The organism is Tunicatimonas sp., from assembly GCF_049647865.1.
Lineage (GTDB): Bacteria > Bacteroidota > Bacteroidia > Cytophagales > Cyclobacteriaceae > Tunicatimonas.
On the sequence record NZ_JBARYM010000560.1, the window covers coordinates 1 to 17,125 of the forward strand.

The following is a 17,125-nucleotide window of genomic DNA, read 5'->3' on the forward strand; positions in this document are numbered from 1 at the left end:
GAGGCTAGAAAAACTATCACAGCAGTACCAGCAAACGCAAATATTTATGGAAACCCCGTACCGAAATAATCAGTTATTAGCCGATGTTGTTAAGCACTGTCAACCCAAAACCTTACTTTGTGTCGCCAAAAATATCAACGGTTCCAACGAATACATAAAAACTCAACCAGTTCATCGCTGGCGTAAAAACCTGCCTGATCTACATAAAGTGCCTACGGTATTTTTGCTGTTCACAAACAAGTAGTAGATTAAAATATTCAAGTAGCTAATTCTTGAATATTTTTAAAACCGTGCAGAAAAGAAGCTATCTAACCTGAACACAAGAGTACACTAATACATAAACACCAATACTTAAGCTTCTGGGCGAGGGCCAAGTAAGTCGTCTACCTGAACGGTAGCAGTAACTCCCGTTACCGGTAACGCTACTTCATCACCAGACTGTAAGATGCTAATACTTTTGTAGGTACCAGGAACCGGATTGCGATGCACCTCAATCTCGTGTTTATCTACATTTACCAACCACAACTCTGGAATACCAGCGGTGGCGTACAGCGGACGTTTTATCTCGTAGTCACGATCCCAAGTAGTATGGGCCACTTCTACTACCAAAAATACACCATCCGGTTGAGCATCTAGGGAAGCGTAAAAGTCCGAGCGGGGTTTAAGTAAAGTGACATCAGGTTCCGGTTCGCTTTCTTCAGGAATGATAATAGGACTCTGCACTCGTACAATAGCTTGTTCACCTATTAGCTTTATAAGTAAATTACTAATACGATCAACAATTGCAATGTGTAATTTTCCTATCGGAGGGGCGCCCGCCCCCGCCTCACGCGAATAATTTCGCCGTGAATAAGCTCCACTCGATCGTCTTCGGTTAAGATACCAGCTTCAATCATCCGGTGGTAGGCATCAATATCAATCGTATGTCGCTCTAACGTAACTCCCGTGTTGCAAAGCTTCCAACGTTTCTTTAAATATAAAATAACGAGCATAATATTAAGTTTGAGTTTAACGGCATTTCATTAACTTTGGCGGTCAAAACTTACTATATCATTTTATGCCGTATTTATTCACGTCTGAGTCAGTTTCCGAAGGACATCCTGATAAAGTAGCCGATCAAATCTCGGATGCTATCTTGGATGCAATGCTCACCCAAGATCCTAATTCTCGCGTAGCTTGCGAAACATTTGTTACTACCGGCTTAGTAGTAGTGGGTGGAGAAGTAACGACAACTGCCTACGTAGAAATTCCCGATATTGTTCGAAGAACGATTCATAAGATTGGGTATGACAAGGGCAATTATATGTTCGATGCCGAATCCTGTGGAGTGGTAGTTACTTTACACAGCCAGTCACCCGACATTGCTCGAGGGGTAAACGAAGGAGAAGATAAAGAGCAGGGAGCCGGTGACCAAGGAATGATGTTTGGGTACGCGAACCAAGAAACTTCTGAGTATATGCCGATGGCCCTGGCATTCTCGCATCGGTTGGTACAAGAATTAGCTCGCATCCGCCACGAACAACCGGAGCTAATTCCCTATTTACGCCCTGATGCTAAGGCTCAGGTAACCATAGAATACGACGATAATAAACAACCTACCCGAGTGCATACGGTAGTGGTTTCTACCCAGCACGATGATTTTATTCAGCCGGACAATGATAGTTCTCAAGCAAAAAGCGAAGCTGAGAAACAAATGCTGGCTCGTATTCGCGAGGATGTTATTACCCACGTAGTAAAGAAAGTAATTCCCACCGATTTACTACAAGATACCATCTACCATATCAATCCTACTGGCAACTTCGTAATTGGTGGCCCCCACGGCGATGCAGGGTTAACCGGCCGTAAAATTATTGTAGATACCTACGGAGGGCGGGGTGCCCACGGTGGTGGCGCTTTTTCGGGTAAAGACTCTAGCAAAGTTGACCGTAGTGCTGCTTATGCTGCTCGGCATATTGCTAAAAACTTAGTGGCTGCGGGAATCGCTAATGAAGTATTAGTACAGGTGGCTTATGCTATTGGAGTAGCTAATCCGGTATCATTACTCATTGATACCTACGGAACAGCACAAGTGGATAAGTCGGATGCAGAAATTGCTGAGATTACCCGCGAACTATTTGATATGCGCCCAAAGGCTATTGTAGAGCGATTTGGTTTAAAGCAACCCATTTTTTCACCTACTGCCGCTTACGGGCACATGGGTCGTGAGCCCTACGAAGGAGAAGTGGCTATTGAAGTAATAGAAGTTCAGCAAGAGGATAATGTGAACCGCACAGTGAACACTAAGATCAACAAAAGTGTAAGCTTCTTTGGGTGGGAAAAGTTAGACTATGTGGATAAAATTAAAGAAGCTTTCGGTGTTTAGATTTCCCGTTGTTTTATTAAGATAAAAAGAAAGGATTCGGTTAGAGCCGAATCCTTTTTTATTGAATCATCGGGCCGATTGCTTCTCTTTGTGTTTCTTCAGTTGCCTTCGCATAACTTCTACCGCTTGGTCGGCCGCAGCCTCAAAGGATTCGTTCTGCTCCTTCACAAAAAGCTGGTTACCCGGAATATTGAGTTTGATCTCCACAACTTTATTATCAACCGCTTCACCATTCTCAAGTTTTAGAAATACTTCTCCGTCTACTACTCGCTCATAAATAGCCTCTAGTTTATCAACTTTCCGCTGAATAAAATCAATCAGTTTAGCGTCGGCATCAAAATGGACAGCATGCATTTGTAGCTTCATATCAAATTAGGTTAAATGAAAAATATGTTATCTAATCCAACTACATTTAGGTAAGAAGGATTAAAAAAATATGAATTTTAGAAAAAATTAAGCTTTTGGATGAGCTTGCTCAAATACTTTTTTCAACTGTTCAGTAGAATTATGAGTGTACACTTGCGTAGCGGCTAATGTAGCGTGCCCTAACAAATCTTTAATCGCATGCAAATCAGCCCCGTTATTCAGCAAATGCGTAGCAAATGTATGGCGCATCACATGGGGACTTCGCTTGTCAATAGTAGTGTACTGATCTAAATACTTTCGCACAGTTCGGTATACCATCATTGGGTACAACTGATCGCCTTTGTTGGTAACCAATAAAAAGTGGTTACTAGCATCATTAGTAAAAAACGTACGCTTCGCTTCCAAATAGTGCTCTATTAACGTCGCTATACTTTTCGGAAAAGGAATAATACGCTCTTTGGCTCCTTTACCTCGTACCTTTAGCGTTACATCAATCAGATTAACCAAATTGGTTTCTAAATTTATGAGTTCCGACAAGCGAATGCCTGATCCGTAGAAAAGTTCTAAGATAAGACGATCACGAAAGCCAGGAAAATCTTTACTGAACTTGCATTGTTCAAGCAACTCAAATAAGTCATTATTCTGTACGAAGTGCGGCAGCGGATAATTTGCCTTTAAGGCTCGTACTTTATGGGTAGGATTTTGCTTAATGTACTCCCGATGCTGAAGAAATTTGTAATACGAGCGCAAAGTACTAATCTTTCGATTGATAGATCGGGCTGTATTTTGTTTATTGGCCAAATCAACAATCCATGCTCTAATTTCCTGATGATCGGCTTTTTCAGTAGGTAAACCGGGAGCATGATGTTTCAAAAAAGCGTGAAACTGAAGTAGATCCGTATGGTAAGACGTAATAGTATGCGGGCTGGCTCGCTTCTCGTAAGTTAAAAATTTAACAAATGTATCAATCATAAAAAAAGGGCTAACGCCCTGAATATAAGAAAAAAACCAGTAAGTATACTACCTACTAGCCATTTTCCAAAGACTGCATACGCTGACGGTACGCGGCTTTAATACGTTCGGTACGACGAGATACTGAAGGCTTTTCGTAATGGGTACGTGAACGTAACTCACGAAGGGTGCCTGTTTTTTCAAATTTTTTCTTAAACCGCTTTAGTGCTCGGTCAATTGATTCGTTTTCTTTTACATTTACAGTAATCATAAAATATTCTTTATTTTTGCAGCTCTTCAATTAAGACTGCGAATCTACTAAATGATTTCAAGGAGAACAACTCTTTTCAGCTAAACTAGCTTGTAAGCTCTTTAGATGAGTATTATATCACAAACGAAGATGTTAGATAAATAAGTTCAGTTACAGGATACCGCTTTTTATTTAAAATATTTATTAGAATAAGATAATTTTATTACATTTGTAATATAATTGATCTATACTATTTTTGCTTATAAATTAAATTCTAAAAGATTATGAAGATAGCAGTAGTTGGCACCGGGTATGTTGGTTTAGTAACCGGAACATGCTTCGCCGAAACCGGAAATACCGTTAATTGCGTTGACATTGATGAGAAAAAGGTAGACAAGTTAAGAAACGGCGAAATTCCAATTTATGAACCTGGTTTAGATGCCCTATTTGACCGAAATATTAAACAAGGCCGCCTTCACTTTACTACCAATTTGAAAGAAGGCATTGAAGGAGCCAAGGTTATCTTTCTAGCCCTTCCGACCCCCCCTGGTGAAGATGGTTCAGCTGATCTACAGTACGTACTAAAAGTAGCTTCTGATCTGGGACCTATTTTAGAAGATTATACAGTCATTGTAGATAAAAGTACCGTCCCCGTAGGCACTGCCGAAAAGGTACGAGCAAAGATCGCTGAAAATGCTAAAGTTGATTTTAGTGTAGTCTCTAACCCTGAATTCTTGCGAGAAGGAGTAGCGGTAGAAGATTTTATGAAACCTGACCGGGTAGTAGTAGGAACCACCTCACCTAAAGCACAAGAAGTTATGAATAAGCTGTACGCTCCTATGGTACGGCAGGGTAATCCGGTTATCTTTATGGATGAAGCTTCGGCTGAACTTACTAAGTACGCGGCTAACTCATTCTTAGCTACCAAAATTACCTTTATGAACGAGATTGCTAATCTCTGTGAGCTTTTAGGAGCTGATGTAGATATGGTACGTAAAGGTATTGGCACGGATACCCGAATTGGTAAACGATTTCTGTTTGCCGGCATTGGTTACGGAGGAAGCTGCTTTCCTAAAGATGTGCAAGCATTGGCCAAATCAGCTAAAGATGCTGATTATGACTTCAAGATATTGAACTCGGTAATGGACATTAATCATGGACAGAAGACTCGATTGATTGATAAGGCCAAGGAATATTACGGAGGCGATTTGAGCGGTAAAACTATTGCCCTTTGGGGATTGGCGTTTAAGCCTTATACCGATGATATTCGGGAAGCTCCAGCGTTGTATAACATAGAGGAACTATTGAAAGCGGGTGCGAAAGTAAAAGTGTACGATCCCGAGGCGATGAAAAATGTACGGGAGGTAGTCGGCGATAAAATTGAGTACTGCGTAGATGAATACCACGCGGCCGAACAAGCAGATGCAATTTTCATTATGACTGAGTGGCCTATCTTCCGCACGCCAGATTTTGAGAAACTTTCGTCAATTCTAAAAGGAAAAGTTATCTTTGACGGCAGAAACCTTTATGAACCAGATGCCATGAAAGAAAATGGCTTTGTGTACTATAGCATCGGAAGAAAAGATATTCATGAGTAAAAAACGCATATTAATTACTGGGGGAGCTGGATTTCTCGGCTCCCACCTTTGTGAACGTTTCCTAAAAGAAGGTTACTACGTCATTGCGATGGATAATCTAATTACGGGGAACATCAAAAATATTGAACACCTGATGCATCGCTCTGATTTTGAATATTATCACAGCGATGTTTCTAATTATGTGCATGTATCTGGCGACTTAGATTATATTTTACACTTTGCCTCCCCCGCTAGTCCCATAGACTACCTACAAATGCCGATTCAAACATTGAAGGTTGGTTCTTTAGGAACGCATAATTGCTTAGGGCTAGCTCGTGCTAAAAATGCCCGAATTCTGGTAGCGTCTACTTCGGAAGTGTACGGTGACCCAACTGTTCATCCACAACCTGAAACGTACTGGGGTAATGTGAATCCCATTGGCCCCCGGGGAGTATACGATGAGGCTAAACGGTTTCAGGAGGCAATGACGATGGCCTACCATACCTACCACAAGCTAGAAACCCGAATTATCCGTATTTTTAACACCTACGGTCCCCGTATGCGCCTGAACGACGGACGCGCACTGCCGGCTTTTTTAGGTCAAGCACTACGCGGGCAAGATATCACCGTTTTCGGTGATGGTTCACAAACACGTTCGTTCTGCTACGTAGACGATTTGGTAGAAGGTATCTATCGCTTACTTCTGAGCGACTACCCCCACCCCGTGAATATTGGTAATCCTGATGAGATTAGTATTAAAGATTTTGCTGAAGAAATTATTAAGCTGACTGGCACTGATCAAAAAATAGTGTATAAGCCGCTACCGAAAGATGACCCCATGCAGCGCAAGCCAGACATTTCCCGAGCCAAAGAAATTTTAGGATGGGAACCAAAAATATCTCGGGCTGAAGGGCTAAAGATTACTTACGAATACTATAAAGACCGAGCGTAGTAAGTGATAAAAGCCGATTGCAATTAAGCTAGTTGTTTACGATAGAGCTGAATGGTGTTTTCCAGTCCGTAGTAAAGTGCATCACAAATAAGGGCATGACCAATAGAGACTTCATCCAGATACGGAATCTGTTCCTTTAGATAGCGAAGATTTTTCAGATCTAGATCATGTCCGGCATTAATTCCTAATTTTAGCTCTTTGGCTCTAGTAGCTGCCTGAACATATGCTGCTACTGCCTTCTCGCGGTCTTGGTGATAGTGCTGAGCGTAAGGTTCGGTATATAGCTCAATACGATCAGTACCTACTGAAGCAGCCCCTTCAACCATTTTTACGTCAGGATCTACGAAAATTGACGTTCTTACTCCCCATTCTTTAATTTGGAAGATGATGTCTTTTAGAAGATTAGCTTTTTCTATGGTATTCCAGCCAGCGTTTGAGGTGAGCACGTGCGGAGGGTCAGGTACGAGAGTAGCTTGAGCTGGTCGTACTTTCTCAATCACTTCTAAGTAGCGCTCATCAGGATACCCTTCAATATTGAATTCAGTAGTAACTACATCTTTTAACTGTATAACATCATCGTAGCGAATGTGGCGCTCATCGGGCCGAGGGTGAACGGTGATTCCTTGAGCACCAAACCTTTCTGCGTCTTGGGCTACTTTCGTCACACTAGGGTTGTTTCCACCCCGAGCGTTACGTAGCGTAGCAATTTTATTGATGTTTACACTTAACTTCGTCATTTCTTCAAATTTACGTATACTTGAAATTAATAATGACTAATGGTGGATGAATAAAGAGTAATGCAAATTTTATTTATAATACATGCCAGTTGTCTACCCATTTATAAATCATCGGTCACTGTTCATCAATCATTAGAATGGGTGGTCAATATCTATAACTTTACCAACTTAGCAAAAAGATATGAGTCTTAAACAGCAAGTAGAAGCCGATTTAAAAGACGCCATGCGGGCCAAAGATCAAGATACATTACGCGCTCTACGGGGTATTAAATCAATGATACTGCTAGCCGAAACCGAAAAAGGCGCCAAAAATGATCTGACTGAAACCGCTGAAATGCAATTGCTAACTAAGGCCGCCAAACAGCGCAAAGAATCACTAGAAACCTTCCAGCAACAGGGACGAGATGATTTAGCTGCCAAAGAACAAGCCGAGTTAGACGTCATCAACCGCTACTTACCTCAACCTATGAGTGAAGCAGAAGTGAAAGAAGCTCTTCAGCAAATTATTGAGGAAGAGGGTGCTTCAGGGATAAAAGATATGGGAAAGGTAATGGAGCGCGCTTCTAAGGAGTTGGCCGGTCGGGTCGATGGAAAAACGATGTCTACCATAGTACGCCAACTTTTAGTTTAGTAAACGTGACTGGTTGGGATTGGGCATTAGTTATCGTTCTTTTTCTTGGAGCATATCGGGGATACAAGAAAGGAATATTGCTAGAGGCGATTGCTATCATCGGTTTTATAGTAGCTCTCATCGCTGCATTGCACCTGCTACCTCAATCTACCGCTTGGCTGACAGATCAATTTGGTTCTAAGAACAACTTACTACCTATTCTGGCGTTTCTTCTAACGTTTATTGTAATTGTGGTTGCCATCACTATGTTAGGTCGGTTGCTTAAAAGTATTATTCACCTTACTCCTTTAGGTTTTGCCGACGATATACTTGGTGCTGCTTTGGGTGCAGTGAAATGGGCGTTTATACTAAGTCTACTGTTGGCAGCCTTAGATTGGGCAGATATAAAAGTAGACTCCTTAAAAAATGGGCAGCTTTACGATTTGTTGCGCCCATTTTCTTCATTAGTCATCGACCATGTTATATTATGGTTCCCAGCGATGGAAGAAATGGTAAAAACTATTGATAACTTTTTTAAAGAAAAACAGTCTTTATCATTACATTAAGCTCACAAAAGTCAAGATTGGTAAACGTATTGCCTGACACATATGTTTACTGTAAGTAAGGACAACTGATTTATGGATTATCAGATACACGAAAGAAACGGCTATCGTTATGTAGATGAAGGAGAAGGTGAGATTATGTTGCTTCTACACGGTCTGTTTGGAGCACTTAGTAATTGGGCAGGAGTTGTAGAGCGATTTAGGCATCAATACCGAGTATTAATTCCGATGTTGCCGGTTTACGAAATGCCGGTGCGTAAGGCAGGTTTAGAGGAATTACATACTTATGTAGAGAAGTTTGTTGCTGAGATGGAGATACGCGACCTTACTGTTATAGGAAATTCTTTAGGCGGCCACATTGGACTTATCTTTACAATTTCAAATCAGGAACTGGTAAAACAGTTAATTTTAACGGGTAGCTCAGGATTATTTGAAAGTTCTATGGGCGGATCGTTTCCTAAACGAGGCAATTATCAATATATCAAGGAACGGGTAGAATATACATTTTATGATCCATCTACCATTAGTAAAGAATATGTTGACGAAATTTTCGAAACAGTAAGCAGTATACCCAAATGTATGTCTATTGTGCAAATTGCTAAATCAGCTCAACGGCATAATATGGCTGATCAGATTCATCAAATAAGAGTACCTACTTTGCTTATTTGGGGGCTGAACGATACTATTACACCTCCTATCGTTGCTCATGATTTTAATCGCTTAATACCTAATTCTACCCTACGTTTCATCGACCATTGCTGCCATGCTCCTATGATGGAACAGCCTGAAAGATTTAACGACGTGCTGGCCGAATTTTTAGAAGAACCCTCTTTTGTATGAATGCATTCAACTTCATTAATCCACTAATACCGGTACTTAAACCGGAAGATGATATTGCTAAAGCTACTGCTTTATTAGACGATCAAGCGTTAGATCAGTTACCTGTTGTGCGCGAAGAGCAGTTTCAAGGCTTTATTACTAGTGATATGCTATTTGATGATTTATTTGATCACTCTACCGTAGGTGAGTACCACTTAAATCCAGATAAATGTGTAGTCTATTCTAATCAGCATTTTTATGAGGTAGTGAAAGCCTTTTCTGATTGTGACCTTTCTATGCTCGCCCTTGTAGACGAAAACCGAGAATATCTGGGATCATTCGACGCTCAAGATTTGCTGAGGGCCTTTTCTAAGACTACGGCAGTTCAGTCACCGGGTAGTATTATTGAAATATCAGTTAAACAAATTGACTACTCCTTAGCTGAAATTACTCGTCTCATTGAGTCCGATGGAGTTAAAATTATAGGCTGTTTCATGCAAAATGATGCTGCTGACCCAAATTATATTAAGTTGACCCTAAAGCTAGATCGTAAAGACGCATCGCGAACAGTTGCCACCTTAGAGCGGTTTAGCTACAATGTTGTTTCTTTATTTCAGGAAGCTTCCATAGCTTCGTATGATAAGGAGCGGCTTGACGCGCTGCTTCGTTACCTAGATATTTAAATGACCATGAATGAGGTTTGCGATTCACGGAAGAAAGACTAATGAAAATAGCCTAAACTGCATTCAACATCTGTTGGGTGAACTCCGTAAGCATCAGGCAGACGTAAAGATATCTGACACTTTATTCACTCACCTTAAAGACTCTCTAATTAATCATCCAGCCGAATTGGTGTACTCCTCCCAAGAGGGCGTACCGGATGTAGACTTTGTGATTAGCGTTGGTGGAGATGGTACTCTGCTCGAGACCGTTACCCATATTCGCAAAAAGGAGATACCGGTGTTGGGCATCAACGTAGGAAGACTCGGTTTTTTAGCTACCGTATCGCAAGATCAAATTACTACAGCAATCAATGCACTGTTTCAAAAACAGTATTCTTACGACCATAGAACATTGATAGAAACGCACGGAACAGCCAGCATACCTGCAGAACTTAATTTTGCGCTAAATGAATTAACGGTTATTAAGAAAGATACATCAACCATGATTGTGGCCCACGCCTACCTTGATGATCGTTATCTAAATTCATATTGGGCAGACGGACTAATAATCTCTACACCTACCGGATCTACTGGCTACTCACTTAGTTGTGGCGGACCAGTTGTCTCACCACAATCCAGCAACTTAATAATTACCCCTATTAGCCCGCATAATTTAACGGTACGACCATTGGTTGTTTCTGATCAAAGTCAGATTACTATTCGGGTAGAAAGCCGAAGCGATAGCTACCTTATAGCCCTTGATTCACGTTCGTACGGAGTTACTAACGAAGAACCCTTTCAATTGCGTAAGGCTCCCTTCCAAGTCAAATTAATAAAATTTGAAGGGAATGACTTTCTAGAGACACTGCGCCAGAAGCTGAATTGGGGACTTGATGTAAGAAATTAGCCTTTAATTAGTTGTTTCACGGAATAAAACCGAGTAAACTTGTCCTGGCTATCTATACCTTATTACCCCTTATATGCTAACTGTCCACTTCCAATCCAGATCAGTTATTGTGCTGGCTCTTCTGATGATCTTCATCATGATCAATCCGTGGGAGAGCAACGCGCAAAATCGCCGAAAAAAACGAGCTTATCGTAATCAAAGTAGCCGGGTAGCCCAGTTTTCGGGAAAAAGACTGGCTTTTGCTAATGCCAAGCAATATATCACTCTAGAAATTTCAGCCAACGCGCTAAACTATTTTGGAGATATCGCCCCCCGATCGAGTTTTGCCAGTACCGATATTTCGTTCACGCGCCCTGGTATAGGAATTTCTTCTAGCGTTCGGCTAGGGCAATCGCTATCGGCTCGCTTGGGGTTCATGTGGGGATTGCTTAGTAGCAATGATTATGAGGTAGCCGACCCCGATAACCGGAATGATATTTATCGCTACGCCCGAAACCTACAGTTTAGAAATAATATTAAAGATTTATCGCTCGTACTTGTGTACGATATTTTTCCTAATCCTTATACCGTGGCCCTGCGCCAATCATTCACCCCTTATATTTTCGGGGGTATATCGGTATTTCATCATAGTCCACAAGGATTGGCTCCCTCGGCTGCTATACTTTCCCCCGGCGATACGCTTTCTGCGGCACAGATACCCAATTCGGGCGAGTGGGTAGCGTTAAAACCTCTTCGAACTGAAGGAAAAAGTTACTCTAATTTTTCTTTTAGCATACCAGTAGGGGCTGGAGTACGATTTCGCCTTAGTCAGCTAATAGATATTGAGGCTGAAGTTGGTTATCGTTTCTCCTTTACCGACTATTTGGATGATATAAGTACCGAATACGTAGATAAAGGGGCTTTAGGGAGCGATTTAGCTAAGATTATGTCGGATCGCTCTTTAGAACCTGTAGATGTAGTTTCTAGCGAATCTCGTCAGGCATTGTTTACTGATGAGAATAGTGTACTGAACACCAATTTGGCCACTTATACTGGAGTAGATGGGGTTGAGTATCTTCACTTACCGGGTTATGGGCAGCCGGGTGCCCAGCGAGGCAACTCTGACGATAACGATGTTTTTCTAACGACTACAATTCGGCTAGTAATTATGCTGGGGCGTAGCCCTCTGGCTAATTCCGGATTCAGACCTCGGTAATCAGCATTAATTAGGTTATACTTCCGAGATTTCTTCGGCTGGTAATACCAAAATGCGTGTATTGCAGTTATATTTGCAATGCAAAAAACTTTTCTGCCCTTTTTGTCCGTGAGATATTTAAATGTAATACCGCTGATTTTACTGCTACTTTGTATATCAAAGAGTAAAGTATCTGCTCAGCATAATGAAGTAGGTATCGGTATTGGTGGCACTAATTATACTGGTGACGTAGTGCGGTCTTATGGAATGAGACATACCCGCCCCGGTGGCTTTATTTTATACCGCCGGAATTTCACCGATTATTTAAGCGTTCGGGGAAATTTCATGTTTGGTGGTTTAGCAGGTTCAGATAACCCTCCGTTTGACGCTTTAGCGCAGCAACGTGATACCGCTTTCAGCACCACAGTTGCCGAGTTGACGGCTATAGTAGAATACCATTTTCTAGATTATAAGAAAAACGTGAACCTACTGCGTTGGTCACCCTATTTCTTTATTGGAGCTGGGGTTTCTTATTTTGGGGAACCCGCTCCAGAAACACCATCGCATAGTCGCATTCAACCAGTGGTGCCAGTTGGTATTGGATTTAAATACATTCTCTCTCCTGAATTCTCTCTTTCAGCCGAAGCAGGTATTCGCAAGACTTTTTTTGATTATATTGATAATGTATCGGATAGCGATTCTGTGCTGAAGAACTACGAATATGGTAATCGTTACAATAATGACTGGTACTACTTTATTGGGGTATCAATAAGTTATACCTTTTGGACAATCCCTTGTCCTTATATGTTTAATAGTTAATTTCTCTGCAATTGTAAATCCCTTCCTCTCTAACAACTCCCTCGAATAAAAAAGCCAATACTGCTTCCAGTATTGGCCTTGGTTATGCTATAATAATGCTATCGCTTGACTAACCGATAGATAAACAGTAGAAGGACCGCTCCGCCGGTGGCTACCAATAGCGTAGTTATATTAAATCCGCCCGAAGCAATTCCTAGTAGCTCCTGTGCTAAGAAACCTCCTACTAAGGCTCCCACAATACCAATAATAATAGTGACAATAAATCCACCCGGATCATCTCCAGGCATGATAAATTTAGCTAAAGCACCAGCTACAAGGCCGATGACAATCCATGCAAGAATACTCATAATTGTAAAATTAGGTTTGGTTAAAAAATATATTAAAAAATAGTTCTGTAGTTAGTTATGCTAAAAATCTAAACTGAGTATGATAGTAAAACAATTCTTTCTTCTAATTGTTAGATATATCAATTTTTAATTCATGCTGATTGCCGATCCATCCTTCTTTAGCGTAGTTAAATACTCTACCAATGATACTAAATCTTTCTGGCTCATGCTACGCTCAAGGTTATCAAACATCAACGACTGATCCATTTCTTCCATAGAAGCAATCTGGCCGCGAGCGTAGGTTTCAGTACGTCCTCCGTACATACGAAGTTTCACTTCATCTTCTGTTTTGCTGAGTATATAACCAGTTACCTGGTTTCCGTCATTAAGTTTCAGAGTATAACCTTCGTAGCCAAAGCTAATTCCTTTACTTGGTTCTAAAATAGCAATGTACATTCCGTCTTTTCCTAACTTATCACCTATCTCGGATAGCCCCGGACCGTAATCAACTCCTTGTCCGCCTACAATATGGCAATTCTGGCAGTATTGAGCAAACACCGTTTGACCGTGTGTAATATCTCCCTGCATGGTTACTAATTTTTTAATCGGGGGCAAATCAGAAGCTTCTTGATCAATACCCAATAGCAAAGCTCCTTCTTCGTAGATAGAATTTCGCATGGCCATAGAAAATACTTTAGCTGCAATTGAATCCAGATCGGAGTGTAAATCTCCACTACGCACCATATCTAGTAAGCGATTCTCTCCACCCCAGCTACCCGCAAAAGCCATTACTGCTTCGCGCCGTAGACTGATTGGCCGTTGCTGGTCATTAACCACATTTTGCAGTACATCGATTGATTTTTCGCTATTTACTCGTTTGAGAGCTTTAATCAAATCCATCTGCTCTTCCGTGCTGCCATCCTTTAGCATATTCATTACTAACGATTCACCATCAAAGTCAAGTAATAGTTTAGTGGCTTCCACTCCCACGGCTTCTTCGGGTTTTTCCAAAGCGAGAGCCAATAGGGCTGGTTGATATTCTTTCAGCTCGTAGCGTTTTACTAGCTCCACGTAGGTATCACTACCTTTTACCTGGTCTAAGGAAGTTTGCAGCGCGGCTTTTAGTTGAGGCGACTGCTTCACCCGGTCAGTATCAATATGGTTCAATGCTAAGATGGTGATATCTTCCTGATTGGGATGCTGCTGTACTGCAAGATTTGCCAAAACTTCTTGCTTAGATTCATCCTGATGAAAATCAAATGCCCGAAAATAGCGAAGGCGATCGGGATAAGTATTGGCTTCGGACTCCTGAATGAGCTCAGCCAGTAACGGAATTGTTTCTTTACTACGCATTCGCCAGATAATATCACGCCCCACGGGCGTATCCCAATCTTCGCCAACTTCGTTCATCCAAGCTCTAAAGCGGGATTCGGCGTGTAGATCAGCTCCAATACCAAGTGCTTCCAGATACCAACGATCTTTATTATTGTGCTGAGTGGCCAAAGTCGCCCATAGCTTATCCGCCTCAGGTGAATCAAGATAGCGCAGTGCCAGAGCAACCTCTCGTCGTACTTGTGGTGACTCATCTTTCGCCATTTTTTGTAAGACCGGCACCATGTTGCGGTCTTGCTGCCGGGCCATCCGGATTCCAGCGATTCGCAGATCAGCGTTTTCACTTTGAAGAGCTTGATCAACGTATTGTTCACCCTTACCTTCTAACTTCGAGAGTAGCCAAAAAGCCCGAGCCTGACTGCGAGGATTCTCTGAATCTGCTAGAGCAGTTAACTTGGCCTCTGCTTCGCCTCCTTTTTCGCGGAGCGTTTTCCAAGCTAAATAGCGAACCGATAGATTGGGGTTTTGTAATCCTTCAATAGCTCCTTCCACTGAAGATAAATCAACTTTGGGTGTTTCGTACTTTTGCTCAGAAGAAGAGAATAATGACTTTTCGGGCTTGGAAGCTACTCGGTAAATACGCCCTTGTTCAAGATCGCCCACCTGATGTCCACCCACGCCCGGATCGTACCAATCGGCAATAAAAAGCGAGCCATCGGGCGCCACGGTAACATCAGAAGGACGGAACCACTGGTCTTTCCCGGTGACGATATTTTCTATTTTAGCCGCGTAACCAGCCCCATCTTTTTCAACCGGATACGCCCGAACTACATTGGGTCCAGCATCGGCGTGAATCATCTGGTTATGAAAACGCTCAGGCAGCAGATTACCTTCGTACACTAAGATTCCGGTAGGAGAACCTGCTCCGGTTTGTAGTAAATTAGGTACTACCCCCGGATCGTTTAAGTGCCAGTGTCGCTTCGGAATTTCATCGTGCATACCGGTACGGTAGGTGCGCCAGTTTTCGCCATTTACCTCATCGCGGTAGCCGTAGTTGCCGTATTCCATCACATAATTAATCCGCACTCCTTTGTTGCCATCGTCGTCGTTATCCGACTGCCATAGCGTACCGTAAGAGTCAACAGCTACTTCATAATTATTTCGGAAGTTGTGACCTAGCACTTCAAAGTTACTGCCATCAGGATCGCAGCGAAACACCATACCTTCGCGATAAGGATCGCCTTCCGCCGATACCGGAATTCCAGCTTGTTCAGTGATCGGGTTTCCGTCTTTGTCCAGAATCTCTTTTCCGGCGTTTCCAAAGTTAAAGTATAGTTTGCCGTCGGGCCCAAATACTACTGCGTGAATAGCGTGATCGTGCTGCTCTCCGCTCAATCCGGTAAATAATATTTCTTTTTTATCGGCCTTATCATCGCCATCGGTATCTGTGAGAATAAAAACATTCGGGCTACAAGAAACAATTGCTTGGTTATCCATCACCCAAATACCCAGTGCTGCGTTCACGTCATTGCCTTGGTAAAAAACCGTACTCTTATCGGCCTTTCCATCACTATCCTGATCTTCCAAAATCAAAATACGATCACCTTCCTTTTTAGTAGGGTTGTCAGGGTTAAGTCTAGAGCGGTAGTTGTAGCCTTCACAGACCCAAACTCGGCCCCGATGGTCAATATCCATGTTGGTAGGATTAACTACCATTGGTTCGGCAGCGAATAGAGTAGCTTCCAATCCATCGGCAACTTCTAAACCGGCTACTGCGTAGTCTACTGATCGTCTTTCTTCATCAGTTAGCGATTCGTAATCAATTGTCATCTCTTCCTCAGAAGTTGAACATTGCCAAAAGCAAATCAAAACAATGGCAAGTAACGCTAAGGGTAAGCTTTTTGAGCTGAGCATTTTTGGTAATTAAGTTGATAAAATAAACGCACACAAAGTAGTATATTTTTTACTTCTTTTAAAGCGGCCGTTTACGCCATTTGCAAATTAATATCACTATCTAATATCTATAGCAATCGCTGGAGCTATCAGTGAGCGTATCTTTCTAATTCTTATTTTTGCTGTACAAAGAGGCTTTGAAATACGGAAATCGATAAGATTTAATCTGGAAATCCGCTTTTTTTGTAAATTAACAAGAACGCAAACACTATACATCCCCAAAATCTTCTGTACAATGCCCGCCGTCCGATACTACTTTTTTCTATTCTTCTGGATTTCAACTTTAGTAGCTGCTTTTTCTCAGCCTACGCCACCTGAATTTACGGCTCAGATTTTAGACACTATTGATATTGGCTACGGCCTGGCGATTGGTGATGTAGACGGAGATAAACGCCCCGATATTCTGTTGGCCGACCAGCAGGAATTTGTCTGGTACCGAAACCCAGATTGGCAACGGTTTATTATTACTAATAATTTAACCGAACGAGACAACGTGTGCCTAGCCGCCGCCGATATCGATAACGACGGGCAAGTAGAACTAGCGGTAGGAGCTCAGTGGAACCCCGGTGAAACCAGCGATGAGTTAGCCTCGGGTTCGGTACACTACTTGATTCGCCCCAATGATCCTACCCAAACCTGGACACCGGTACAGCTACCCCACGAACCTACCGTACACCGGATGCACTGGGTGAAGACCAATGACGGTTACCGGCTGGTAGTGCTGCCGTTGCACGGGCGCGAAAATCAGGGTGGTGAGGGGGAAGG

Annotated in this window: 19 protein-coding genes and 1 pseudogene; 12 read left to right on the plus strand and 8 right to left on the minus strand. The window is 42.2% G+C overall.

Going from position 1 to position 17,125, the window contains the following annotated elements; genetic code table 11:
* Window positions 1-244, plus strand: a pseudogene (locus WBA23_RS16515) (SAM-dependent methyltransferase); the annotation flags it as partial.
* A gap of 107 nt (window positions 245-351) precedes the next feature.
* On the opposite strand, the gene WBA23_RS16520 reads toward WBA23_RS16515, so the two are convergent.
* Window positions 352-804 carry a Uma2 family endonuclease gene (locus WBA23_RS16520; protein WP_424583407.1) on the minus strand — a complete coding sequence of 151 codons (453 nt, stop codon included), beginning with the start codon at window positions 802-804 and terminating at the stop codon, window positions 352-354.
* Window positions 801-992: a hypothetical protein gene (locus WBA23_RS16525; RefSeq protein ID WP_424583389.1), complete on the minus strand. Its 192-nt coding sequence runs from the start codon at window positions 990-992 to the stop codon at window positions 801-803. The genes WBA23_RS16520 and WBA23_RS16525 overlap by 4 nt, the downstream gene beginning before the upstream one ends.
* A gap of 65 nt (window positions 993-1,057) precedes the next feature.
* Between WBA23_RS16525 and metK the strand changes: the two genes are divergently transcribed.
* A complete protein-coding gene (gene metK / locus WBA23_RS16530; protein WP_424583390.1) occupies window positions 1,058-2,362 on the plus strand; it encodes a methionine adenosyltransferase in 1,305 nt (434 codons plus the stop codon).
* Between the two features lie 66 nt (window positions 2,363-2,428).
* Here the strand turns inward: metK and WBA23_RS16535 are convergent, their stop codons facing one another.
* From WBA23_RS16535 to rpsU, 3 genes are all read right to left on the minus strand, one after another.
* Window positions 2,429-2,728 (minus strand): HPF/RaiA family ribosome-associated protein, encoded by a 300-nt coding sequence (locus tag WBA23_RS16535; RefSeq protein WP_424583391.1) that lies wholly within the window; start codon window positions 2,726-2,728, stop codon window positions 2,429-2,431.
* An 87-nt stretch (window positions 2,729-2,815) separates the two neighbouring features.
* The gene (locus WBA23_RS16540) at window positions 2,816-3,700 is read right to left on the minus strand and encodes a tyrosine-type recombinase/integrase (protein ID WP_424583392.1); all 885 of its coding nucleotides are present in this window, start codon (window positions 3,698-3,700) and stop codon (window positions 2,816-2,818) included.
* Window positions 3,701-3,755: 55 nt separating this feature from the next.
* The gene (rpsU, locus tag WBA23_RS16545) at window positions 3,756-3,950 is read right to left on the minus strand and encodes a 30S ribosomal protein S21 (RefSeq protein WP_424583393.1); all 195 of its coding nucleotides are present in this window, start codon (window positions 3,948-3,950) and stop codon (window positions 3,756-3,758) included.
* A 263-nt stretch (window positions 3,951-4,213) separates the two neighbouring features.
* On the opposite strand from rpsU, the gene WBA23_RS16550 reads away from it, so the two are divergent.
* A complete protein-coding gene (locus WBA23_RS16550; RefSeq protein WP_424583394.1) occupies window positions 4,214-5,527 on the plus strand; it encodes a UDP-glucose dehydrogenase family protein in 1,314 nt (437 codons plus the stop codon).
* Window positions 5,520-6,458 carry a UDP-glucuronic acid decarboxylase family protein gene (locus WBA23_RS16555; RefSeq protein ID WP_424583395.1) on the plus strand — a complete coding sequence of 313 codons (939 nt, stop codon included), beginning with the start codon at window positions 5,520-5,522 and terminating at the stop codon, window positions 6,456-6,458. The genes WBA23_RS16550 and WBA23_RS16555 overlap by 8 nt, the downstream gene beginning before the upstream one ends.
* A gap of 23 nt (window positions 6,459-6,481) precedes the next feature.
* On the opposite strand, the gene WBA23_RS16560 is transcribed toward WBA23_RS16555, so the two are convergent.
* The gene (locus WBA23_RS16560) at window positions 6,482-7,195 is read right to left on the minus strand and encodes a pyridoxine 5'-phosphate synthase (RefSeq protein ID WP_424583396.1); all 714 of its coding nucleotides are present in this window, start codon (window positions 7,193-7,195) and stop codon (window positions 6,482-6,484) included.
* Window positions 7,196-7,376: 181 nt separating this feature from the next.
* Here WBA23_RS16560 and WBA23_RS16565 point away from each other — a divergent pair, with 181 nt between their 5' ends.
* The 7 genes from WBA23_RS16565 (at window position 7,377) to WBA23_RS16595 (ending at window position 12,749) form a co-directional block, all read left to right on the plus strand.
* Window positions 7,377-7,826 (plus strand): GatB/YqeY domain-containing protein, encoded by a 450-nt coding sequence (locus tag WBA23_RS16565; RefSeq protein WP_424583397.1) that lies wholly within the window; start codon window positions 7,377-7,379, stop codon window positions 7,824-7,826.
* A 5-nt stretch (window positions 7,827-7,831) separates the two neighbouring features.
* Window positions 7,832-8,371, plus strand: coding sequence for a CvpA family protein (locus WBA23_RS16570; protein ID WP_424583398.1), 540 nt, complete (start codon window positions 7,832-7,834; stop codon window positions 8,369-8,371).
* A gap of 72 nt (window positions 8,372-8,443) precedes the next feature.
* Entirely contained in the window at window positions 8,444-9,208 is a 765-nt protein-coding gene (locus WBA23_RS16575) for an alpha/beta fold hydrolase (protein ID WP_424583399.1), read from the plus strand.
* A complete protein-coding gene (locus tag WBA23_RS16580; RefSeq protein WP_424583400.1) occupies window positions 9,205-9,870 on the plus strand; it encodes a CBS domain-containing protein in 666 nt (221 codons plus the stop codon). Before WBA23_RS16575 ends, WBA23_RS16580 begins: the two co-directional genes overlap by 4 nt.
* A gap of 10 nt (window positions 9,871-9,880) precedes the next feature.
* On the plus strand, window positions 9,881-10,756 hold the full coding sequence (locus WBA23_RS16585) for an NAD kinase (RefSeq protein ID WP_424583401.1): 876 nt from the start codon (window positions 9,881-9,883) through the stop codon (window positions 10,754-10,756).
* A 73-nt stretch (window positions 10,757-10,829) separates the two neighbouring features.
* Window positions 10,830-11,951 (plus strand): DUF6089 family protein, encoded by a 1,122-nt coding sequence (locus tag WBA23_RS16590; RefSeq protein WP_424583402.1) that lies wholly within the window; start codon window positions 10,830-10,832, stop codon window positions 11,949-11,951.
* Between the two features lie 108 nt (window positions 11,952-12,059).
* Window positions 12,060-12,749: a DUF6089 family protein gene (locus tag WBA23_RS16595; RefSeq protein WP_424583403.1), complete on the plus strand. Its 690-nt coding sequence runs from the start codon at window positions 12,060-12,062 to the stop codon at window positions 12,747-12,749.
* Between the two features lie 98 nt (window positions 12,750-12,847).
* Here WBA23_RS16595 and WBA23_RS16600 read toward each other — a convergent pair whose 3' ends face one another.
* Together WBA23_RS16600 and WBA23_RS16605 are read right to left on the minus strand one after the other, a co-directional pair.
* Window positions 12,848-13,096, minus strand: coding sequence for a GlsB/YeaQ/YmgE family stress response membrane protein (locus WBA23_RS16600; protein ID WP_424583404.1), 249 nt, complete (start codon window positions 13,094-13,096; stop codon window positions 12,848-12,850).
* Window positions 13,097-13,222: 126 nt separating this feature from the next.
* Window positions 13,223-16,237, minus strand: a complete 3,015-nt coding sequence (locus tag WBA23_RS16605) for a PVC-type heme-binding CxxCH protein (RefSeq protein ID WP_424583405.1) — start codon at window positions 16,235-16,237, stop codon at window positions 13,223-13,225.
* 358 nt (window positions 16,238-16,595) lie between these two features.
* Here WBA23_RS16605 and WBA23_RS16610 point away from each other — a divergent pair.
* Window positions 16,596-17,125 (plus strand): FG-GAP repeat domain-containing protein (locus WBA23_RS16610; RefSeq protein ID WP_424583406.1); only part of this gene is annotated, 530 nt, incomplete at its 3' end.